This window comes from Lysinibacillus sp. FN11, assembly GCF_024628845.1.
GTDB classification, from domain to species: Bacteria; Bacillota; Bacilli; order Bacillales_A; family Planococcaceae; genus Lysinibacillus; species Lysinibacillus capsici.
On sequence record NZ_CP102383.1, the window covers coordinates 4,252,625 to 4,276,579 of the forward strand.

20 protein-coding genes and 1 pseudogene are annotated in these 23,955 nt (G+C 35.7%); 2 read left to right on the forward strand and 19 right to left on the reverse strand.

Annotated features, from left to right (window positions below; all coding sequences use genetic code 11):
• Positions 1–30 precede the first annotated feature (30 nt).
• The 4 genes and pseudogenes from NP781_RS22380 to NP781_RS22395 all read right to left on the reverse strand — a co-directional run.
• Positions 31–774, reverse strand: coding sequence for an amino acid ABC transporter ATP-binding protein (locus NP781_RS22380; protein WP_306828771.1), 744 nt, complete (start codon positions 772–774; stop codon positions 31–33).
• A gap of 12 nt (positions 775–786) precedes the next feature.
• Positions 787–1,452: an amino acid ABC transporter permease gene (locus NP781_RS22385; RefSeq protein ID WP_036077909.1), complete on the reverse strand. Its 666-nt coding sequence runs from the start codon at positions 1,450–1,452 to the stop codon at positions 787–789.
• A 31-nt stretch (positions 1,453–1,483) separates the two neighbouring features.
• Positions 1,484–2,266: a transporter substrate-binding domain-containing protein gene (locus NP781_RS22390; protein ID WP_257520862.1), complete on the reverse strand. Its 783-nt coding sequence runs from the start codon at positions 2,264–2,266 to the stop codon at positions 1,484–1,486.
• A gap of 381 nt (positions 2,267–2,647) precedes the next feature.
• A pseudogene (locus NP781_RS22395) lies at positions 2,648–2,997 on the reverse strand (IS4 family transposase); the annotation flags it as partial.
• A 176-nt stretch (positions 2,998–3,173) separates the two neighbouring features.
• On the opposite strand from NP781_RS22395, the gene NP781_RS22400 reads away from it, so the two are divergent.
• A complete protein-coding gene (locus tag NP781_RS22400; RefSeq protein WP_257520863.1) occupies positions 3,174–3,752 on the forward strand; it encodes a TetR/AcrR family transcriptional regulator in 579 nt (192 codons plus the stop codon).
• Positions 3,753–3,850: 98 nt separating this feature from the next.
• On the opposite strand, the gene NP781_RS22405 is transcribed toward NP781_RS22400, so the two are convergent.
• The 11 genes from NP781_RS22405 to NP781_RS22455 all read right to left on the reverse strand — a co-directional run bounded on the left by NP781_RS22405 (position 3,851) and on the right by NP781_RS22455 (position 17,341).
• Positions 3,851–5,059 carry an acyltransferase family protein gene (locus tag NP781_RS22405; RefSeq protein ID WP_257520864.1) on the reverse strand — a complete coding sequence of 403 codons (1,209 nt, stop codon included), beginning with the start codon at positions 5,057–5,059 and terminating at the stop codon, positions 3,851–3,853.
• Between the two features lie 776 nt (positions 5,060–5,835).
• Entirely contained in the window at positions 5,836–7,590 is a 1,755-nt protein-coding gene (locus tag NP781_RS22410; RefSeq protein WP_066038353.1) for an AIPR family protein, read from the reverse strand.
• A gap of 128 nt (positions 7,591–7,718) precedes the next feature.
• Positions 7,719–8,198 carry a 23S rRNA (pseudouridine(1915)-N(3))-methyltransferase RlmH gene (gene rlmH, locus NP781_RS22415; protein ID WP_221682457.1) on the reverse strand — a complete coding sequence of 160 codons (480 nt, stop codon included), beginning with the start codon at positions 8,196–8,198 and terminating at the stop codon, positions 7,719–7,721.
• A 90-nt stretch (positions 8,199–8,288) separates the two neighbouring features.
• Complete coding sequence (locus NP781_RS22420; RefSeq protein ID WP_004233391.1) at positions 8,289–8,453, reverse strand: CxxH/CxxC protein; 165 nt, start codon at positions 8,451–8,453, stop codon at positions 8,289–8,291.
• A 245-nt stretch (positions 8,454–8,698) separates the two neighbouring features.
• Positions 8,699–9,994 carry a S1C family serine protease gene (locus NP781_RS22425; protein WP_221682458.1) on the reverse strand — a complete coding sequence of 432 codons (1,296 nt, stop codon included), beginning with the start codon at positions 9,992–9,994 and terminating at the stop codon, positions 8,699–8,701.
• Between the two features lie 166 nt (positions 9,995–10,160).
• Positions 10,161–10,949 (reverse strand): MBL fold metallo-hydrolase, encoded by a 789-nt coding sequence (locus NP781_RS22430; RefSeq protein ID WP_048395252.1) that lies wholly within the window; start codon positions 10,947–10,949, stop codon positions 10,161–10,163.
• Positions 10,949–11,773, reverse strand: a complete 825-nt coding sequence (locus NP781_RS22435; protein WP_257520865.1) for a two-component system regulatory protein YycI — start codon at positions 11,771–11,773, stop codon at positions 10,949–10,951. The genes NP781_RS22430 and NP781_RS22435 overlap by 1 nt, the downstream gene beginning before the upstream one ends.
• On the reverse strand, positions 11,760–13,085 hold the full coding sequence (locus NP781_RS22440) for a YycH family regulatory protein (protein ID WP_257520866.1): 1,326 nt from the start codon (positions 13,083–13,085) through the stop codon (positions 11,760–11,762). Before NP781_RS22440 ends, NP781_RS22435 begins: the two co-directional genes overlap by 14 nt.
• Positions 13,082–14,947, reverse strand: coding sequence for a cell wall metabolism sensor histidine kinase WalK (gene walK / locus NP781_RS22445; protein ID WP_221682461.1), 1,866 nt, complete (start codon positions 14,945–14,947; stop codon positions 13,082–13,084). The genes NP781_RS22440 and walK overlap by 4 nt, the downstream gene beginning before the upstream one ends.
• A gap of 5 nt (positions 14,948–14,952) precedes the next feature.
• Positions 14,953–15,666 (reverse strand): response regulator YycF, encoded by a 714-nt coding sequence (gene yycF / locus NP781_RS22450; RefSeq protein ID WP_221682462.1) that lies wholly within the window; start codon positions 15,664–15,666, stop codon positions 14,953–14,955.
• Positions 15,667–15,880: 214 nt separating this feature from the next.
• The gene (locus NP781_RS22455) at positions 15,881–17,341 is read right to left on the reverse strand and encodes a peptidoglycan DD-metalloendopeptidase family protein (RefSeq protein WP_221682463.1); all 1,461 of its coding nucleotides are present in this window, start codon (positions 17,339–17,341) and stop codon (positions 15,881–15,883) included.
• A 323-nt stretch (positions 17,342–17,664) separates the two neighbouring features.
• Here NP781_RS22455 and NP781_RS22460 point away from each other — a divergent pair, with 323 nt between their 5' ends.
• A complete protein-coding gene (locus NP781_RS22460) occupies positions 17,665–18,582 on the forward strand; it encodes a YitT family protein (protein ID WP_373880528.1) in 918 nt (305 codons plus the stop codon).
• Between the two features lie 44 nt (positions 18,583–18,626).
• Here the strand turns inward: NP781_RS22460 and NP781_RS22465 are convergent, their stop codons facing one another.
• From NP781_RS22465 to NP781_RS22480, 4 genes are all read right to left on the reverse strand, one after another.
• Positions 18,627–19,916, reverse strand: coding sequence for an adenylosuccinate synthase (locus NP781_RS22465; protein WP_004233375.1), 1,290 nt, complete (start codon positions 19,914–19,916; stop codon positions 18,627–18,629).
• A gap of 244 nt (positions 19,917–20,160) precedes the next feature.
• Positions 20,161–21,522 (reverse strand): replicative DNA helicase, encoded by a 1,362-nt coding sequence (gene dnaB / locus NP781_RS22470; RefSeq protein ID WP_004233370.1) that lies wholly within the window; start codon positions 21,520–21,522, stop codon positions 20,161–20,163.
• A gap of 13 nt (positions 21,523–21,535) precedes the next feature.
• The gene (rplI, locus tag NP781_RS22475) at positions 21,536–21,982 is read right to left on the reverse strand and encodes a 50S ribosomal protein L9 (protein WP_004233368.1); all 447 of its coding nucleotides are present in this window, start codon (positions 21,980–21,982) and stop codon (positions 21,536–21,538) included.
• Positions 21,982–23,952 (reverse strand): DHH family phosphoesterase, encoded by a 1,971-nt coding sequence (locus NP781_RS22480; protein ID WP_004233367.1) that lies wholly within the window; start codon positions 23,950–23,952, stop codon positions 21,982–21,984. Before NP781_RS22480 ends, rplI begins: the two co-directional genes overlap by 1 nt.
• Between the last annotated feature and the right edge of the window lie 3 nt (positions 23,953–23,955).

The following is a 23,955-nucleotide window of genomic DNA, read 5'->3' on the forward strand; positions in this document are numbered from 1 at the left end:
TCTAACCCTACCGTTCAGAACCTTTTAGTTTTATTTAAGCATTGTTGCAGTTAAAAATTCTCGTGTTCTATCCTCTTTCGGATGATTGAAAAATTGTTCAGGTGTGCCGCGTTCAATAATTTTCCCATCATGCATATACACAATCCAATCAGCTACCTCTTTTGCGAATCCCATTTCATGGGTTACAACAACCATTGTCATTCCTTCTTCAGCCAAATCTTTCATGGTTGTTAAAACCTCTCCCACAAGCTCAGGATCGAGTGCCGATGTTGGCTCATCAAAAAGCATAATGTCTGGTTCCATCGCAAGTGCTCTAGCAATCGCCACCCGTTGCTTTTGCCCCCCTGATAGTTTACTAGGATAGACATCCGACTTATCCTCCAAACCTACTTTTTTCAGTAATTGTTTTGCTTTGATGATAGCTTTTTCTTTGTCTACACCCTTTACCATAACAGGTGCTTCAATAATATTTTCTAAAACCGTTTTATGTGGGAATAAGTTGAAATTTTGAAACACCATCCCAACCTTTTCTCTAATCTTGTTAAGGTCATCTGTCCTTGGATTGACTTCATTTCCCTCAATTATAATATTGCCGTTATCTTTTCTTTCTAAAAAGTTCAAGCAGCGAAGAAGGGTGCTTTTCCCTGACCCGCTCGATCCTATTAGACAAACAACATCGCTCTCATAGACTGTCATGTCGATATTTTTCAATACATGTAAGTCTCCAAACGATTTATTCAATTGACTTATTTTAATCATTTCCTTGGTATCCACTCTTTTCAGCTCCTATCTGTCGCTTACTGCTAATTTTAGTTCAGTTCGGTTCACTACAAATGTCATCAATGCTACCAGCAATAAATAGTAGACTGCTACAATGAGTAAGTAGGTCATTTCATCGAAATTATTCGACCCAAGTGTTGTCGCCACATTAAACAGTTCATTCATGGAGATAAATGCGGCTAACGAAGAGTCTTTTAAACTTATGATAAATTGATTGCCTAAAGGCGGCAACGCTCTACGGAATGCCTGTGGGAGAATAATCCTTCTTAATGTCAGTGTCTTTGTCATCCCCAAAGAGCGTCCTGCTTCAAATTGGCCATTATCGACTGACTGAATTGCTCCTCGAAGGATTTCAGAAATATAAGCTCCATTATGTAGCGCTAGAGCAAGGGAAGCAGCCCAAAAATCAGGAAGAAGGAAAATCCCGCTAATTCCGAAATAGAGGATAAATATTTGAACAATCAGTGGTGTTCCTCGAACCAAATAGACATATATATCTGAAATAAGTTCTAAAATTTTTATATTAGAAATTTTTAATAAGGCAAAGACTAGTCCGATGATGATTCCCAGTAAGATAGAAACCACCGTCAGCTCTAATGTTAAAAGCATAGCTTTAAAGAATACACCTTTTGTTTCGATTAGTATTTGAAAAAAATGCGAAAAACTTGGCAAAGTACTACTTCCTTTCTTTTATAGCATTGGTTTATTCGGATTTTTTGGTAATGTCCTCACCAAAATATTTGATACTGATTTGAGTCAATGTTCCATTTTCCCGAAGTTGTTCCAAAGATTCATTTACTCGCTTCAATAGTTTTGGATTATCCTGAGGCAACACAATCGCTTGTTCACTGCGATTAATTAATTGTTGTCCTTTAATCTTAAAACCTTCCTTTTCAGCAGTTTTTCCTGTAACAAAATCTGTGATTACTGCATCATGACGTCCACTGCTTAATGCCTTTAATGCTGTAATATCGCTGTCATATGTTTTTATGTTGTCTGTATACTTGGAAGCTGTATCGGCATATGTTGATCCTTTTGCAACAGCTACTTCCTTTCCTCTTAAATCTTCAACAGTCCTAATTTTACTATCCGGTCTGGTGAAAATTTTCGGTCCTGAATAATAATAGGGGGTAGAGAAAGAAACATGTTTACTCCGCTGCGGGTTAATCGTGTGACTTGCAACGGCTGCATCCGCTCTTCCTGTTTTCACCCCTTCCACAATCCCTTTGAACTTGATTCGTTTTTGAACCGGCTCTAGGCCCATTTCCTTTGCAATCGCTTCACCAACCTCAATATCAAAGCCCGACATTGTAAGATCGTCATTTATATAACTAAATGGCTTAAATTCACCAGAAGTAGCAAAAACAAATTGATTTTTATTGATCAGTTCAGATCCGTCTTCAAGCTTCTGCTTCTCTACACAACCAGATAAAAGGCAGACTACGATTGTGCTAAAGATCAATAGTAACTTTTTACTCAACCACATGTTGGCTATAACTCCTTTCTCTTTCGTTTATTCCTACAATACCTCTTGCTATATAACTTGCTTAAGATAGTTAATACCCCATCCACTCCCGATAAAACAAAAAAGTATCAGGCACTTTTAATAGTGCCCGATACTTTTTCTACAAATTTCGCATTTCAGTGTGGTCGTTTTTACACTCCAAGCCGGAAATAAAAAATGGAAAATTACGTTAAAATATATGCGTAAGTAGTTAAAAACAAAGGTAGTAACAAACCACTTTTTACTATATCCTGTGGCTTGTGCAACAACGATGATTAATTCTTTATAAAACGCTCTCTCCTTGAATTTTACGTAGAGATTTCCATAAAGCAGCTTTTAATTAACTACTGATTTGTAAATACGTTCATTCCCTTTTGAATCGAGGACTTTAATTAAGAAAGGTACATTTTCAGACCGATTTTGTGTCGTCTCAATTACGACCAGTTGATCGGATAAAACAGATGGATTTTCGGGTAACGCAAACGAGTAACAGCAAAATACCCTTCCTCTGTCATTCGATTAAACCGTTCGTAATCTAAGTAGCCACGGCCAAAGATGTACATGCATTCTTTGTCATCAATGAATACTCCTAAATGATGGTGGTCATTTTCGATGGCATTTGTCAGTACGGCTTAATCCGGATAACAATACCTTTTTGCCATATAGGCAAGGCGTAAATGAAGCTTCACATCAAATTTCGTTTTACAGAATTTTCGCCTATGGATAATTCGATAAATTTAAATGTAATGATAAGATGAATTTCTTTATCTGTCTACCTAATTGGGAGCATATCAATAATAGCTGTCTGTTATTCATAATAATACTTTTTAAACAGTTATTTATAGTAGAATTAATAATAACGTTATTGCAAGAAATGGAGTGAATAAAGTTGGGAAGGGAAGAAAAGAAACGACAAACTAAATTAGCTATAACAAACGCTGCTTTCAAATTATTTTCGGAAAACGGATATGAGTCGACAAGGGTTGAAGATATTGTGAAATTAGCTGGAGTTTCTAAGGGTACTTTTTTTAATTATTTTCCGACAAAAGAAGCAGTCATAGAAGATTTTGAAAGATTTTCAATCTATTCGGAAGCTGAAAAATTAATGAATATCACAAGTCCAGTAGTACCTAAACTACTCTCTTCGTTAATTAATATCGTACATAATTTAAACTATACAAGGTCATTAAGAAGAGCAACTTTAATGGCAACTCTCTCAAGTGCTGATAATTTAAATAATCACATAGATAATATGAATAATCTTCGTGCTTTATTGATTCCAATTTTTAAGTATGGACAAGAAAAAGGGGAATTTACACAAAAATTATCCCCTGAAACACTGGCAGACTTAACTATTCAAATGTTTATTGGTGTATTAACCCACTGGTGTCTTGGTGGTGGCGAGGATGATCTTATTACACAACTTATGATGAGTTTTGATGTTTTCTTTAAAGGAATATCATCATAAAGATCCTGTTGATTTCCAAAGTAATCCTGCGAGAATAGCCTGTGTTATAAAAACTCGCAGGGATGTTGTCAAAGAGAGAATTGGAGACAAGCAGAGAACTAATATATACTCTTCTTATTAAATTTATTCACTAAACCTTGAGAACGTCTATGATTTGTCCCAGAGAATAGTAGACTAATAACCGGTAATTTTCGAATAATAAAATACGATATTAAATGGCTAAATACGATCCCCAATAGTGATGCTAATACAAATTTTATATAGCCTGAAACAGATACACTAATTAAAATATATTGAATTCCAATTAAAACCGGAATATGAATAATATAAACACAAAAGGAATTTTTAGATAAAGCCTCAATCCATTTTGATTTTCTATTTAATTTACGTTGAAATAATTCAATTAAACCAATTGAAAGTCCTGTACATAAAAAGGTCTCATAGACTGCATAAATAAGTGAACTACTATCCCATCCACCCCTTGAATGTGGTACAAACCCAATTACATTTAAAGCAATTAATAAAACCCCTATAAATAACCATAAATTACCAACACTTTTAGGGATATGATAAATCCAGTTATTATTAGCAGCTGTTATTCCCAAAACTACAAATGCTAAATATTGAGGAAAGTGTGCATACTCCATTTGGATAAAACCTAGAACACCAATCCATTCATCAATCGAATAACTTATTCGAACTAAAAAAGTGATTAACGATATGATAATAACAAATTTAAAAATATGTTTATGTGTTGGGTAAATTGAAATTTTTGGTAAATTAATTTTTTTAAAAAGATTCATTAATACTAGATATATCAGTGAATAAATAAGAAGATGTTCAATAAACCAAAGATGGCCAAAATTTAGGTCTGGCCAAGATGGTCCTGCCCAATTCAATGGCTTTTCTCCAAATCCTAGATAAATATTTTTATAGTATTCATATAACGATAGGTGAGGGTAACCACGAAATTCATTATAATAAAAGTACATTATTAAAGGAATTATTACTATAAATCCAAATAATAAAGGTATACCAATTCTTTTCAACCGATCTTTCAAAAAACCTATACTCCCTTTGTGTTTATACGCAAGAGGTATAAAATAAGCAGAAAGAAAAAAATAAAGACTCATATTAAAGGCAGAGTTTATCCCAAAAAAAACGCCCAAATCAGAATCGACACCCAAATCTCGTACATACCAAAAACCATTTGCCCCGCCATAAGGTTGACCTGCATGGTGGACAATTACAGTGCAAGAAAGAAACACTTTTAAAAAATCCATAAAATGTACACGTGTATTAGACAACTCACATTTCCCCTTTTTGGAAATAACTTCTAAACTATTTATAATACTTTTTATACTCGCGGTCAATATTTATCTTATTATATTATTGATTAAATTTTAGAATATTTATTTTATGATTATTAATTATGACTACAGGTCAATTTATATATAGTTGATTACGTGGAAAGGGAAAAATAAAAAAGGAGCAGATTGTAAGTGGATATTCTAGCAGTTACAGGTCCTTTAAAACGTACAAAAATATCATTGTCCGTACCCTTCAAATCTACTAACCTTCTAATTGGCAAAAAAGTTGATTAGGAGGAATGGAAAGGATACTTACAATGATACAAGTTCTTCATATCAAATTTTTGTATGAGGAGAAGGGTTATTCCTTACGGAAAATAGCAAATGAAACGGGACATGATTTTAAAACCGTACAAAATAAACTAGTAATCAATTCTATCCCTCAGCATTTTTTTATGCCATGGACCTAAATAAATGGAACCATATTTTTCATAAGATTCAAAAATAAATCCTATATCTTCATTCAAAAAATTTTTCCAATCATTAATTCTTTCAGAGATTTCTTTTAATAAAGTTGAATCTATAAAAAATAACTCTCCTTTATAATTATTGATAAGGTTGTCAATCCTTTCTTCTGCAAGAGGATGTGTATTATGCCTATTTCCTACAGGGCTCTTGCATGTTTAGAAAACATAAAGCTTGGAATTCAAAATGAATTCCAAGCTTATAATTTCATATTATTTATAATTTTCCGCGATGTAGGAATATGCAATTTAATAATCTATTTTACTAGCAAATTCAGTTAATGTACTTGATGTCCCAGGGTTTATCTTCATAACACTTATTATAGAGGCTGTCTTTTCAGTAAAATCTTTAATTGATTGATTGATAATTTCCTTAGCTTTCACACCATTTTGTACAGCTGGTATTAATGAAGTTACAAAAGGTAACATAATATTCAATTGCTGTTCCCACAACACAACCGATTCTTCTAAACTGATATCCTCTTTAAACTTTAAGTCAAATGAATCTCTTACAGTTACACCCAGTAAACTATCTATACAATTAGCCACAGCTGCAATAAGTACCCATACAGAGCCTCTTACAATTAAAAATTCGTATATAGCTTTACTTGTAACATCTAATGCACCTTCTTTATGCAGAGCTTTTAAAGAATTTTTTTTACTTTCAATAGCCTGATATAAAGAATAAACATAAAGGATATGTCTAGCTGATGTTTTTTCGCTAAAAATATTTGAATAAAGTGAGTTACTTTCCCAAATCTCTTTTTTTCTATTATATGCCGTACCTGGATCTTGATGATATGCTGTTAAACATTGAGCAACTATATCATGTGAAATTAAATTACTATATCTTTTAATCTTATCTTCACTACCACCTCTCCGGCCACCTAAATAAATAACATTAGGAATAAGACCAAATTGTTTTCTAAGATTGCCTTGAACTTCATCTGTACTTCTAAAATCCGAAGATTCTACAACATTCTGTTTATTATTAAATTCAATAATATTTCTTAAAATATTTTGATCGTCACATTTTATAAATCTTACAGTTACTAAGGCATCTTTACTAGGTCTAGTTATTACAGACCCAACCGCCCCAGTTGTTTGAGCACCATTAACGATAGATAAACCTTTAATTCTTATTAATTGATCGTTAATTCCTACAAATTCGTTTACAACGATAGTTAAGCCATTGTTATAAATCAGAAAATTATCTGGTGTATTTTCTACTGTTTTTTTGATTCCATTATTAATATTATTTTTCTTATTAAGGCTCCCTAAATACCCTCTGATATTTGATGAAAATAAATCATCTTTATATTTTTGGTAATTGTCATATAAGAAAATTAAAGGAATTGAGGTCATATAACTTTTCCAATTTTCCCCTTCAATAGCATATCCGCCATTTTTTATCGGAATATCAAACTCGTCTGTAACTAAAATCGGGACAGATGATGCTTTATACCAATTATTTAAAGTTTCATTACCTACTTCAAAAGATAGTATGTTAATGGAACTTTCCTCTTTAACGTATTCTTTTATTGCCTGAATTAAAGATAACTTTACTGCATTCATTTCATTACGTACATTTTCTGATTCTGGACAATTATGCACAAACCATACTTGCAATGTATGTATTTTTCCTTCTGATAAAGCTTCTCTCAATTGTATTGCGGCTGCTTTTATATCTAAAGGTAATTTATCTATATTTTCATTTAAAAGCCAAGTTATAGCAGTATTTAAATCACTCGCTTTATTAGCTGGCGCAGAGTATCGGGATTTTTGAGCCATGTATCCTTGTGCAATAATTGCAATTCCATCTTCTTCAGATATATATACTAAATCACACTTTTTATCATCGTTCCCATCTGTTAAAGCATCTGTTGCAACTGCTTGAATGTCTTGAATTTGCAATCTCAATTCTAATGCATATAATAATAATGCATTGTCTTTATACAAATTTACCAAATCTTCTCTTGATTGAAAGTTACTTAAATACTCCATAATCAATCCCCTTATAAATTTCAATTTTATACATATAGTACCATTATAAATATATTTTTCATATACATAACTAAGTTGACTAATATGATATAGTTAGTCCTTTTATCCTAAAAATTCCAAAACCACCCTTACTTATGGTACGGTTCACCCTTCATAATCCTAAAACTACGATAAATCTGCTCGACTAGCACGAGCTTCATGAGCTGGTGGGGAAGTGTCATCTTACCAAAAGATTGCTGTTCGTCGGCTCGTTTTAGGACATCTTCGTGTAGACCGAGGGAGCCGCCGATGACGAAGGCAATTTTGCTTTTGCCGTAGGTCATGAGGGATTCAATATCGGCTGCCATTTGTTCGGAGGTTTTCATTTTGCCGTTGATGGCTAGGACAATTACATAGGCATCCGGACTGATTTTCGTTAGGATGCGTTCGCCCTCTTTTTTCTTGACGATATCCATTTCAGCTTCACTTAGCTGTTCAGGTGCCTTTTCGTCTGGCACTTCAACCAAATCCATTTTTGCATAGCCGCCAAGACGTTTTACGTACTCATCGATCCCCATTTTTAAGTACTTTTCTTTTAGTTTGCCGACTGATACAATCGTTATATTCACACGTTATCCACCTTTACAATTCATTTACAAACAAATTATCCACAAAAGTTATCAACATATCCACAAGCACTCTCTATATATTGTGTAAAGTTATTTACTTGATACAATATATTCTGCTGCCTGTTCACAGTAGCTACACTTTGTGGATAACTTTTTATCCTCTTCGATTTTATCCATAATTGGGAACACTTTTTGCTCTGCTACAAACATGTCTAAAGCGTGATCTATATGGCTTTCACAGCTGTACTTTTCCATTTTTTGATGTCTCCTTATTTTCCGAAATTTCCACAAACTTATTCACAAATCAGTCTATGTTATCCACAATCTATTGTAACAAAGTAATAGCATGTATGGAAGAAGTGCCTTTTACTCCCGATTTACTGTGCGGAATTAGTATTCACAATTTTCTAGTTATCCACAATATTTCATAAAAGTATTTTCTCCATCCTCATAAAAAAAGCGATGGAGATTGATTAGATCTCCATCGCTTTTCATCTTCTTTACAATGTATTACCATTTGTTAATGTTAGTGATAGCTCGACTAATTTACCTTGACGGTACACTTTTAATGTTAGCTTATCACCAATTTTTTTGTCATTATATAAATGTTTGCGTAAATCAATAGTTGTTTCAATTTTTTGACCATCCATCTCTACAATAACATCGTATTGTTGAACCCCTGCTTTTGAGGCTGGTGAGTTATTCATGACATCTGTTACAACAACGCCTGTTGTCACCTCTGCAGGTAATTTTAATGTTTGTTGTTGATAGAATGATGGCACATCTGTTAAATCTGCAAGTGAAACTCCCATTGTTGGACGTTTCATTTCTCCATTTTTCTCTAGTTCCTCGATAATTGGAATAGCTGAATTAATTGGAATAGAGAACCCTAAACCTTCAACTGAGGATTCAGCAATTTTCATGGAGTTAATTCCTACTAATTCTCCAGCTAAGTTCACAAGTGCTCCACCACTATTTCCTGGGTTAATCGCAGCATCTGTTTGCAATACTTCTTGTTGCCAATCTTCTGTGCCATCACCATTTAAGTCTACTGGTACAGAACGGTCTTTACCAGAAACAACACCAGTTGTCACAGAACCATAGAAGTCTAAACCAAGTGGGTTACCAATGGCAATCACTGTTTCACCTTGTTTTAATACATCTGAATTCCCGAATGTCGCAACGGTTTTAACATTTTTAGAGTTAATAGAAATAACTGCAAGGTCCGTCCAAACATCGTGACCCACTAATTGAGCCGGTTCTTTTGTTCCGTCTGGCATTGTGACCTCTAACTGCTTTGCCCCTTCAATAACGTGGTTATTTGTGATGATAAAGGCTTTATCACCTTCAATTTTATAAACAACACCTGAACCGCTTCCTGCTTCTTTTGTTGTCGTTGATGGTGGGCTCCAAAAACCTCCGCTTGTTACTTCTTGAATATTTGTGATACCAACAACTGCTTGTGAGGCTTTATCAACTGCAGTTGTCACATCTGTCGTTACTTCTGTAGCTACCTGATTAATTGTTGTGCTATTTTTTCCTGTATTACTTGTTGTTGTTCCAGGCATTTGGCTTACAAGTCCTGGTAGCATAAGCCACACAAGTAAAGCACCTATAATGACACCGACCAAACCACTAAAGAAATAGCCGCCTTTACCTCCGCCACCTTTCTTTTTCATGCGCTTAGTCTGCATTTCTTGCTCCTCACGCTCTAGTCTTTCTTGAAGAGGTGATTTCGGTACCTCATCATTTTTTAGGAAATCACTGTTTTTATCATCATCTTGGAAATAGCTCATGATCCTCATCCTTTCCTTTGAGTGCTATCTAATTAGTTGTTACCCTAATCTTACGATTCAAACATTAAAATCAGATGAAAAACAAATAAAATAGGCATAAAAAATAGCCGTTCAATGCATTTTTTATGCGTTGAACAGCTTCAAATTTTGTCTAAATAGCCTCTGATTAAACCGTAACCAATTTCGTCGGTTCTTCTGCATCCGTATCAAATAGATGAACATGCTCACCAACAAGGATGCCACAAGATTGTAAGGTTTGTGCGACACTCATACGTGCTAGCTCTTTCATATTATTATCCTTACTCAAATGTGAAAGATAAATATTCGTCGTCTTATCAAATACAACCTCACTCATTGCAATTGCTGCATCCTCATTAGATACATGTCCTACATCACTTAAAATGCGACGTTTAATAGACCAAGGATAACGTCCCATTTGAAGCATATTGACATCATGATTACTTTCAAAGACAAATGAATCAGCGCCTCGAATAATTCCTTTCATACGATCACTGACATAGCCTGTATCAGTAATAATGACAAGCTTGCGATCATTTTCATGAAAAGTATAGAACATCGGATCTGCTGCATCGTGTGAAACAGCAAAGGATTCAACAGCTAAAGAACCAAAATGCTTCACTGTATCCATTTCAAATTCAAAACGTTGCTCTACAGGAATGTCCCCAATAAGCCCATCCATTGCCTGCCACGTTTTGGCGTTTGCGTAAATTGGTACATTATATTTCCGTGCCAGTACACCAATTCCTTTAATATGATCACTATGCTCATGTGTAACAAAGATACCACTGAGTTGCTTCATATTACGGTCGATTTTTGTAAATAACTGCTCCATCTTTTTCCCACTAAGACCCGCATCAACGATAAAAGCATGATCGTCATTCTCTACATAAATCGAATTCCCTGTACTGCCACTTGCTAAAACACTAAATCGCATTATTCAACTCCCCAGTCTTCTTCTTCGCTCTCTTGCTTGTCCTCCTGGATTTCGATGACTTTACCTTCTACTGCATTCACAAAGTACTCCTCTTTTGTCCCATCAGATAATTTCACCTGAACTTCCCATGTTGGCACCAGTACCTGAGTACGTGTCAATTTAACAAGCGTTGAGTAACCTAGTTTCATTTGTGTAATGCGAGAATCTGGCTTGAGCGGTCCTTTCGCATACAAAGTTTGAATAATTTGAAGTGGTGGAATAACGGTTTCCTGCTGTTCCATTTCTTCAATGTTATCAATCATTGTTTGCTCATACATTGTTACTTCGTTATTAGCATTCCATTTTATTTTTAATGAACCACTATAATAGAACATTCGATTGTTTGTCTTTTGGAAAAAAATTGCGACTCGTTCTTCGCGGTCTACTTTCCACAAAGCATAAGATTCACCTTCAATGATGTTTGCCAGGACAAAATCTGTAAAGCTTGCGTCATCACTTACATTACGTAATTTAACAGGCCTCATAAAAATAACACGAGCCTTTGTATTATTATCATCCTTCAATTTAACTTGCTGGTTACTATTACTAAATTCGTCTGGTGTGAATTTATGCACTTGAGCTGTCATATACGAAGCAGATTCAATATTATTTGGTAATGTGCCATAGGTAATATTATCATCCTTTAAACGGGCTTCTATTGTTCTTTCACCCGGTACCTCAATATCTTTTGCTTCATTATAGCGATTGACATAAAGTGAATACAAGAAGATGTTCAGTATTAAAAAAACGAATATAAAAATAGATTTTGTTCTATTCCAATCCATTTTTAACACCTCCTAATACTTCAGGAGTCAGTTTAGTCCATGTACCATTCCGAATAACAAACCAACAAGGTTCAAATATAAATATATTCTGTTCTTGATTTTGTGTTAAATAATAGCCCAAGACGATTTCATCGATATCAGACAGAGGAATACTGTTAGCGCTTTTTAATCTCTCTGCGATCTCCGCACCTGATGCTAATTCTTTGATTTCTTTCTCCAATGATATATCCATATCCAATGAGAAGTATGGACGCTTGTAATGGAAAATTCGACTATCTCCCCAAATCGTTGTCATTCGTGTAATAACATGATTGCTATAGACAGGGAAACCTTGCAAATACATTTGATAATCTATTTGATTTTTATTGGTATTGGATGAAGTATAGCGGAAATCTGTCGTAAATCCTCCATGCTCATTAATAAATTCAAAGCTATCCTTTAAAAGCTTGGATGGCTCGACTCTAATACTACTTTCTGCAGCAGGATAAACATAGTTTAATGATTTAAGATTTGTTTCTAAGGTCATTAACGACATACCATCTGTATATTTTTCAGAGGATGCACTTTCCACATTCCGCTGCACAATATTTGGATCTGGGAATAGCACATTTTTAAATAATTCTGGCGTAATATCCTCAATAAAATATGTATATTTTACAGATTCAATATTACTGTTCGCCAAATAAAGAGATGTATAGCCTTCTCTCTCTACTTCTTTAAAAACCTCATATTTTTTTGCAGGCTCTATGACTTCCTGTATAAATTGATTCATGTTTGGCACACTGACATGTGAGCGGAATAATGATTGGTTATTGCCACTAATGTAATACAACATTAATTCTTTGCTATTGTAATTACTCCAATCTATAATCATACGATTGAACGTTGTTTCTGGTAATTCCTTATCTGTGAACTGAAAGGTTGTGTTAAAAGCTGAAAATGGAATCTCTCCCGTAAAAAAAATTGTCATTCGATGATCTGCGCCAATAATTTGATTCACATAGTTTGCAGAAAGATTATTGTTTACAGGCACCAAATCTAAAACATTCCAGCCTTTAAATACTTTCATCATATCTTTCATAGCTGCATTAGAAACTGTGCCTGTAAACTCTTCTTCAGAACGGAAAATAGCCTTGTATGGTCGAATAATATCCTCCATATCCTTTTGCGGCTTAATTAAAATTTCCTCTCCCTCTGTTTTTTCAATATATTTATAATCAGGTGTATAGGTCCAAATTAAAAAAGTTAAAATCACACTCAGCATAACAAGTAGAAATAATACAACAGATTTAACTGGCTCTATATATTTCATTCCCACTCACCTGCCTCACCAAATTCATCTGCATCATATGGTAATGTGAAGAAAATTGTTGTACCATGTCCTTCTTCACTTTCAGCCCAAATCTTACCGCCGTGTGCTTCAATCATTTCCCGCGCAATAGCTAGTCCCAAGCCTGTTCCTCCCATAGAACGAGCGCGTGCACGATCCACACGATAGAAACGATCAAAAATACGGCCAACATTTTCTTTAGGAATACCCATGCCATCATCTGAAATCATGACTTTCAACATGTCATCCTGTCCCGTAAACCCAAAGCGAATATTGCCGCCATCTGGAGAATATTTAATAGCATTGGAAATGATATTATCAATAACTTGTGTGATTTTATCCGTATCAATTTCTACATAAAAGGATGTTTCAGGGAATAATCGTTCAAATTGTACCTTGTCAGACTTAGACATTTCAAATCGGTCAATAATGCGGTTAAAGAATGAATTAAATAAGACAATATCTTTATTTAACTCATAATCTGAACTATCCATTCTTGATAACTGCAATAAATCATTTACTAAACGAATCATACGCTCTGTTTCGGTTTGTGTCACATTTAAAAACGTAGGAGCAATATTTTCATCTTTCCATGCACCATCTGCAAGTGCCTCTAAATAACTGCGCATTGTTGTTAATGGCGTTCTTAACTCATGTGATACATTTGATACGAATTCCCGACGATCCATTTCAATCTTTTCTTGCTCTGTTATATCGTGCAAAACAGTAATCAGACCATTAATAAAGCCTGTTTCTTTTTGAATAACAGAGAAATTAGCACGAAGTATATAGGGGGCATCTGCTGTACTAAAGTTTAAATTCACGGCATCATTCATATGAATTAAGTCTTCAAAACTATATTCCTGATCAATTCCCAATACCGAGGCGATAGGACGCCCTAATGTAATATCTCTTGAAATATGCAGTAATTCCAATGCAGGGTCATTGATGAGAATAATACGTCCCTTACGATCTGTTGCAATTACACCATCTGTCATATTACTCAGAACTGAATCTAGCTTTCGACGTTCAGCTTCTGTGGTCGATTGGGCTTCCTGCAAACGGTTGGTTAGATGATTAAAGGTGATGGCTAGCTGGCCGATTTCATCTGTACCATATACACGTACCTTTCGAGAATAGTTCCCCTTCGCCATTGCCTGAGCCTGCTTTCGCATATCAGCAATTGGCTGTGTAATTGTTCTTGCCACAAGAATACCTAAGAAGATGGTAATGACCAAGGACATTGCGGTACCACCAAGGAAAATTTGATTAATATCATTCATTTGTTCAAAAACTGATTCAATATTGGCTTCAATATAGAGTACACCAATGATTTCATCGTCTGGTCCTGCACCCGCACGAATGGGATTCGCTAAAACCCACACACGATTTCTCGTCTTATTGTCCAGCTTAATAATATCAAACAGTGTTTCGGCAGATATCGCTCGACGTACAAGGTCAGTATTAGAGCGCTGACCTATTAAATTCTGGTTTTCAAGCTCAGATGTTGCAAGTATTCTTTGTCTATTGTCAATGACACGAATTTCTAAAATATCACCATTTGAAACATCCCTTAAACCAGTAGAAAACTCCATAACAATTGACTTTAGGCTCTCCTCTAGTTTAGGCATGCTTTCATCGCGTTCCTTTAAAATTTCCTCACGAAGACTATATTGCATCAAGTCAACTCGCTGAAAAATGGAATCTTGGAAGTTGCTCTTCAAATTTCTTTCTAACTCACGAGCGAAATAGATACCGATAATTTGTAAAGCAAGCAATATTAATAAAATATAAATCAGCACTAGTTTTACATGAATGGATTTAAAGAAGCTCACTTTCTGCATTCCTATTACTCCTGTTCAGGATTTCGTAAATAATAACCTACACCACGTCGCGTGACAATCCAAGCGGGATGACTAGGATTATCCTCAATTTTTTCACGTAAACGGCGAATTGTTACATCAACAGTTCGTACATCACCAAAGTAATCATAGCCCCATACTGTTTGTAGGAGGTGCTCCCGTGTCATTACTTGTCCAATATGTTTCCCTAAATAATGAAGTAACTCAAATTCTCGATGTGTCAATTCAATTGCTTCATCACGCTTCATTACTAAATAGGCATCTGGTTGAATAACAAGCGAACCTACGACAATCTCATTCGACTCTTCCTCAGCCTCTTCTGTAGCTGGAGCGACTACTTGTAAACGGCGCATATTGGCCTTTACACGTGCAATCAGCTCTCTTGTACTAAATGGCTTTGTGACATAATCATCTGCACCCATCTCTAATCCTAATACTTTATCAATTTCAGAGCCTTTAGCTGTTAGCATAATAATCGGAAAATCATATTTTTTACGTACTTCTCTACAAACTTCCATGCCATCACGCTTTGGCAGCATAATATCTAAAAGCATTAAATCTGGTTGCTCTTCCTCTACTTTCTTTAATGCCTCATCACCATCATAAGCACAAATAACTTTATAGCCTTCTTTTATTAAATTAAATTGCAAAATATCTGCGATTGGTTTCTCATCATCAACAACTAAAATTGTTTTATTCATACATACTCTCCCTTTCGCTTCTTATCTATTCTTAAACAATGTGTATTTGTAAATTCACTACTCTTAACTCTATCATGCTTTCGGATTCTATGCATTAATCGATATTCAATCCCTCTAATACTGTGACAAAAAGCGATGTAATTCAACAATTATTTCTCGGGAAATAATAGAAAAAGACAGTCCATTATTCGGACTGCCTTCTATTCAACATGTTTTATCGGCCTACATAAGATAACGGATTTTCTAATGAACCGTTCTTTTCAACTTCAAAGTGCAAATGTGTACCTGTCGAATTTCCAGTGGAACCCATAATACCAATCACAGAACCTTTTTCCACTACTTGTCCGACTTCAACATTAATTGAAGATAAATGTCCATAAAGTGTTGTAAAACCATTATTATGATTAATAACAATACGATTACCATAGGTGCCAGAAGTGCCAGCAGCAACCACTACACCATTATCAGCAGCCAAAATATTATAGTTACTTGGTCGAGCGATATCAATACCACGATGGAAGGCTCCCCAACGTTCACCCATACCACTTGAAATATAGCCCCCGACTGCTGGCCATGCAAATTCTCCAGTTCCACGTGAAGAAATAACCTTTGTACCAACTACTTCAATTTCATCTACTGGTTGTTGAAGTATTTTTTCCTCTAAGGCAACTTTTGATGTCTGTGTACCATTTTCAGATGTTAATGCATAAGTTGTTTCTTTTTTTCCATTAACACCTTCTTGCTTGATGACCTTTTCACCTTTATACATTGTAGGATCTTCTTCAATTACTTTTTTAAACGGAATGACTTCCGCAACTTTCTTTTCCTTTTTTACTTCAAGTGTCACAAATGGCTTTGCCACAGTAACATTTAATTCTTGTCCAATTTGTAAAACTGTATCTACTGTGATATCCGGATTGAGAGCTAGTAGTTCACTTGTTGTTAAATTATGTTTTTTAGCAACTGACCCTAACACATCTCCTGATTCAATTTTGTATGTTTCTTGCTCAAGATAACCTGTCATTAAAAACTTCACGGCTTGCTCAGGTGATAATATATCAGTGGGTGTCACTTTTTGTGATAACCCTGAAACGCCTTGTTTAAAAGAAACATTTAGAAGTCTAGACTCACCATCTTTTAATTCTGGTAGATTATTGCTAGCTTGGCGTTTTGATAAGTTATCTAATTCTTGCTGGGAAACATATTGTAGCTTTAACATTTGAACAGTTTTCTCATAAGCTTCTGTATTCTTTAGTGATACTACTGGTTTGTGATTTACTAATAATGTAAAGGCATCTGATTTGGCCACTAAAGATTGCTTAAGTTTTGATAATGTTTCTGCATCTTTTGTTTCGTTTGTAAATACTTGTTCTGGGATTATTTTAACAGCTGAGCTAGCATCAATGGATAAACCTTTGAATTGCTGACTTGCCACTTTTTCTTTTGATGCAATTATTTCTTGAATTGCTTTCTCATCAGATACTGCACCAATATATTCATTCCCCACATAGACGTGGTAAATTTTATTTAAGTTTTCTTTGTTATATTCCTTAGCAAATCCCATGTTAATCGTTAGGCTTGTCATTAAAACTACAACGATTGAAGCCTTTTTAAAAGAAGAAAAATTGTAGGTGAATCTATTGTTTTCTTCTTTTCTCTTCCAAAACGAATTCATCAATAAAGCCCCTTCCAACTTTACCCTACTGTAGGATGATTTACCCACAAGGATTTTTTGCACCCCTATAATGTACCATAAAGAAAATGACGTTTGAACGATTTAACTCTTTTGTAATGTAAATGTATTATTTATCTACTTATTGTTACATAGAATATATTTTATATAGTTTATAAATACTGTAATTTTATTCATATATTGGTTCTCAAAATTAATTTAACTATCATCGTTATACTATTCTAAAATTTTTTTCAAGGGAATTTTGACTTAATACTTTTTACTTTTTTAATATTCCGATAAAATATATATAGAAGGTACACTATTTGATTGGAGCGATTAAATTGAGTGATTCACAAACCGCTGATATCACAACAAAAGTGTTGAGATCTCAGAAAAATAGCATGCGAAAAGTTTTTGCAAGAATTATTATGGTTTCGCTAGGCGCGATTATAATGGCATTGGGCTTGGAACTGTTTTTAGTACCCAACCACATTATGGATGGTGGCATCGTAGGTGTTTCCATTATCACATCTCACTTATTAAAATTACCCCTTGGTATTTTCATCTTCATTTTAAACTTACCTTTTATTTTTTTAGGCTATAAACAAATTGGTAAAACCTTTGCATTGTCCACAGGTCTAGGTATTACCGTACTCTCTTTTTCAACACTTGCCTTACATAATATCCATCAATTTACGGAAGACACATTATTGGCAACAGTCTTTGGAGGAATGATTTTAGGAGTTGGTGTCGGTATTGTCATTCGTTATGGAGGTTCATTGGATGGAACTGAAATACTAGCTATTTTAGCAAATAGCAAGACACCTTTTTCAGTTGGAGAAATCATCATGTTCTTCAATATCATTATTTTTACGGTGGCAGGATTTATTTTTAATTGGGAGCAAGCCATGTACTCCATCATTGCATACTATATTGCCTATAAAATGATTGATATTGTTATTCAAGGATTGGAAGAATCAAAATCTGTTTATATCATAAGTGATGAAATTGATGAAATTGGACAAACGATTATGGATCGACTTGGTCGTGGTGTTACTTTCCTTCACGGAGAGGGAGCTTATACGGGGAATGACAAGAAAGTCATATTTACCGTTATAACTCGTTTAGAAGAATCTAAATTGAAAACAATCGTCGCTGAAATAGATGACAATGCTTTTCTAGCCATCGGCAATATCGCCGAGGTAAAAGGTGGTCGCTTTAAGAAGAAAGATATTCACTAAAAAAGGGCATGCCGCATTTGGCACGCCCTTTTCATTTTATTTCATTATGCTTCCCAAACGTCCACTAACACGTTTGTTTGCTCACGTGCAGGTCCAACAGAGAAAGTAGCAATTTGAATGCCTGTTAGTTCGCTGATACGCTCCACATAGCGGCGTGCATTTTCAGGTAGCTCTTCTAAAGTTCTGCAGCTTGTTACATCCTCAGACCAGCCTGGAAGCTCCTCATAAATTGGCTCACATTGTTCAATAATATGAAGATTTGCTGGATACTCTGTGATTGTTTCACCTTTATAGTTATAGGCTGTACAAATTTTTACTGTTTCTAAGCCCGATAAAACATCGATAGAGTTAAGAGCAAGATGAGTAATGCCACTTACACGGCGTGAGTGACGAACAACGACTGTGTCGAACCAGCCTACACGACGTGGACGACCTGTTGTTGTACCGTATTCGCGACCAACCTCACGAATTTGTTGACCTACTTCATCAAACAATTCTGTTGGGAATGGTCCATCTCCTACTCGAGATGTATAGGCCTTAGATACACCAATAACACTTGTTACGCGTGATGGCCCAACACCTGCACCAATCGCTACTCCTCCAGCTACAGGATTTGAAGATGTTACATATGGATACGTACCTTGATCGACATCAAGTAAAATTCCTTGTGCACCTTCGAATAGCACTTTACCGCCCTCATCAAGGACATCGTTCAAAATTTTAGACGTGTCCGTAACATACTTAGCAATTTCTTGTCCATAACCATAGTATTCCTCAAAAATTTCTTCGAATGTTACGCCTTCAACTTCATAGAATTTCTCAAATAACTTATTTTTAATGGCTAAATTATGACGTAGTTTTTCCTCAAAGATTTCCTTATCAAGTAAGTCAGCCATACGAATCCCAATACGTGCTACTTTATCTTGATAACAAGGTCCAATACCTTTACAAGTTGTGCCGATTTTATTGTCTCCACGACTTTCTTCATCCGCAATATCTTGTTTAATATGATAAGGCAAAATCACATGCGCACGATTAGAAATACGTAGATTATCTGTATTAATACCACGCTCTTGTAAACCTTTAAGCTCTGTTACTAATGATTTTGGATTCACAACTAATCCATTACCAATTACTGAAGTTTTATCTTTATAGAAGATCCCTGATGGAATTAAATGTAATTTATAAGTTTCACCATCAATTTTAATGGTATGTCCTGCATTATCTCCACCGGCAAAACGAGCGATGGCATCGGCTTTGTGCGAAAGGAAATCTGTAATTTTACCTTTTCCTTCGTCTCCCCACTGTGTTCCTACAACTACTACTGATGTCATAATCAGCACCTCCGTTAGATACCTTTGTATCTCAATTTTCAAGCCTCAATTATTGTAACAATGATAGAAACAACTCGTCAATAAAAAATAGTGAAAAAACACGAACATAAAATCAAAAAATCTGATTCAACGTTCGTGTTTAATAACAGAATGGTATGAATATTATCGAACATTCAGATTAAATTATTCTAAGGGTAATATTTCATTCCTAATAGGCAACTTATCTGAATGACGAGTAACTTGACTAATCACGTGGCGGTGGAGGTGGCATTTGTGACCAATCCACATTAATGAATTTATTGAATTCTTTTTTAAAGGCCAATGTAACGGTTCCTGTTGGACCATTACGTTGTTTCGCAATGATAATTTCGATCATATTTTTATTCTCAGATTCTTTATCGTAATAATCATCACGGTATAAAAACGCAACAATATCAGCATCTTGCTCAATACTTCCCGATTCACGTAAGTCACTCATCATTGGCCGTTTATCTTGTCGTTGCTCAACACCACGAGATAACTGTGATAACGCAATAACAGGTACCTTTAATTCACGGGCTAATCCCTTTAAGGAACGGGAAATCTCTGATACCTCTTGCTGACGGTTTTCTCCTGGCTTGCCGCTCCCCTGAATCAACTGTAAATAATCAATTAAGATCATTCCTAGTCCATTCTCCTGAGCTAAACGACGACATTTCGCACGGATTTCATTGATACGTACACCTGGAGTATCATCAATAAAAATCCCTGAATTCGATAAACTACCCATTGCCATAGTTAGTTTACCCCAATCTTCTGTAGTTAAAGCACCTGTACGTAAAACTTGTGCATCTATATTTCCTTCTGCACAAAGCATACGCATGACCAGTTGCTCTGCACCCATCTCTAAAGAAAAGATTGCAACATTTTCACGAGCTTGTACAGCAACACTTTGCGCAACATTCAATGCAAAGGCGGTTTTCCCTACAGATGGACGAGCAGCAACAATGATTAAATCGTTGCGTTGAAAGCCAGCAGTAATGTTATCTAAATCACGGAAGCCAGTCGGGATACCCGTTACTTCTCCCTTTTGTGATTGAAGTTGCTCAATATTATCGAAAGTTTCCACTAGCACATCTTTAACATGCTTAAAGTCACCTGCATTCTTTCGATTGGCAACCTCCATCATTTTCTTCTCTGCCTCGCCTAATAATGCCTCTACTTCGTCTTCACGTGTATAGCCGTCCTCGACAATTTTCGTAGCCACTCGAATCAATCGACGTAAGAGGGCCTTTTCCTCAACGATTTTGGCATAATGAGCGACATTGGCAGCTGTAGGGACAGCATTGGCGAGCTCTAGTAAATAAGAAAGCCCGCCAACGTCCTCAATCTCTTTTTTAGCTGATAATTCTTCTGTAACTGTTACAACATCTATCGCTTTTCCTTGATCACTTAAGCGCAACATCGTTTCGAAAATTTTCTTATGGGCATTTAAATAAAAATCATCTGCCAATAAAATTTCTGATGCTGTTATTAATGCCTGTGGCTCAAGGAAGATAGCACCGATAACCGATTGCTCCGCCTCCCGGTTATGCGGTGGAACGCGGTCCATCATCGGTTCACTCATGGATTGTCGCTCCTTATTCTTCCGTTACATGTACTTTTAACGTTGCTGATACTTCATGATGTAGTTTTACAGGAACATTTGTAAAACCAAGTGAACGAATCCCATCAGGTAAAGTCATTTTACGTTTGTCAATTTTAATGCCGTGCACTTTTTGTAATGCATCAGCAATTTGCTTTGTAGATACTGAGCCAAATAAGCGGCCACCATCACCTGATTTTGCTTTTAGCTCAACTGTTAGTGCTTCTACTTTTTCCTTTAGTGCTTGTGCTTCAGCTAATTCAGCAGCAGCATTTTTTGCCTCTAATTTCTTTTGCCCCTCTATTTGGCTTAAAGCTTGCGCATTTGCTTCCGCTGCATAGCCATTCTTGATTAAGAAATTTTGTGCATAGCCATCAGCTACGTTTTTAATTTCACCTTTTTTCCCTTTTCCTTTAACGTCTTTTAAAAATACTACTTTCATTAGTCAGAACTCCCTTCAAAGACCTCATTTATGGCCTCTTCTAAATGTTTTTTCACACCATCGATGGATTTAGCATCTATTTGGCAGGCAGCATTCGTTAAATGTCCACCGCCGCCAAGCCTCTCCATAATTAGCTGTACATTGACCTCGCCAAGTGATCGTGCACTTATACCAATTTTGCCATCTGCCCGATGTGCAATGACAAAGGATGCACTAACATCCTTCATCGTTAGTAAAATATCGGCAGTTTGCGCAATTAAGACAGAGTCATACACTTTTGATTCCTCACCTACAGCAACAGCTACTCCTGGTTTTACGAACTTAACTGTTTGCACAATCTTGGAGCGCTCTATATATGTGTCCACGTCCTCCTTCAAGAGACGTTGGACTAATACTGTATCTGCTCCATTTGTTCGTAAATAAGAAGCTGCTTCAAATGTACGTGCTCCTGTTCGAAGTGTAAAGCTTTTGGTATCAACGATAATACCCGCTAGTAATGCAGTAGCTTCTAGCATATTAATTTTTGCACGCTTCGGCTGATATTCTAGTAACTCTGTCACTAGCTCAGCTGTGGACGACGCATATGGCTCCATATAAACGAGTGTAGGATTCTCGATAAAGTCCTCACTTCGACGATGATGGTCGATTACAACCACCTTTTCAGCTAATTTCAATAGGTGTGCATCAATTACTAAATTCGGCTTGTGTGTATCAACAATAACGAGCAACGATTTCTCAGTCATTTTACCAGCGGCTTCCTCTGGTGTAAGGAAATTTTCATAGAAATCTGATTTACTCTCTATTTCATTCATTAACCGTGTAACGCTACCATTTAATTCATCAAAATTGATAATGACATAACCCTTTACATCATTCATTTGTGCCATTTTCCTTACACCTACAGAAGCACCAATGGAGTCCATGTCAGGATTTTTATGTCCCATAACAAACACTTGATCACTGTCTTGAATTAAATCGCGTAATGCATGTGAAATAACGCGCGCTCTAACACGTGTACGTTTTTCGACTGGATTTGTTTTTCCACCATAGAATTTAAGTTTTCCAGTAGGTTGCTTTATCGCCACTTGGTCTCCACCCCGTCCTAATACAAGATCAAGACTGGATTGTGCCAACTCACCAAGCTCCACTAATGAGGATGATCCAGCTCCTACACCAATACTTAATGTTAATGATAAATTCTTTTGAGCTGTTTTTTCTCGAATGGTATCTAATATAGCAAATTTTTTCTTTTCTAGCTCCGTTAAAATGGATTCATTTAATACTGCTAAGAAACGATCTGATGATATTCTTTTGACAAATACACCATGCTCTGCAGCCCATTCATTGACAATTGAAGTAACCATTGTGTTGGTTAAACTACGTGGTTGATCGTCCATGGCTTGCGTGATTTCATCGTAATTATCGACAAACAATATAGCGATTACTGTACGGTCTGCATAGTATTGCTTTTCAATGGCAATCTGTTCAGTTATATCAAAGAAATACAGTAGTCGTTCCTCTTTTTTATAATAAACACGATATTTCCGATCACGTAGTGTAATCGTCGCCTCATTAGTCTCCTCGGTCTTCATTAATACATAGATGTCATCAGATATATTTACAATACCTTCTCCAACTAATGATTCCATATTTAAAATGCCTTGCATATATGGATTAGACCATTCGATTTCGTACTGCTCATTAACCAGCAGTATCCCAATTGGCATTTCAAGTAGTGCCTCTTCCCCTACTTTTTTCATACGGAAGGAGATAGATTCAATGTGCTTTTCTGTTTCCTCAAAAGCTATCTTCTCTACCTTCCATGTGTAGGCCATCAGTAAAACAAAACCTACACCATAACCGATACCTATCCCGATATTCCAAATACATAGAAGCACGAACGTCACAGTTCCAAATATGGAAAGAACAAAAAGCGGATAGCGAATTGGTCGTTTTCTAAAAGTCCCCATTAC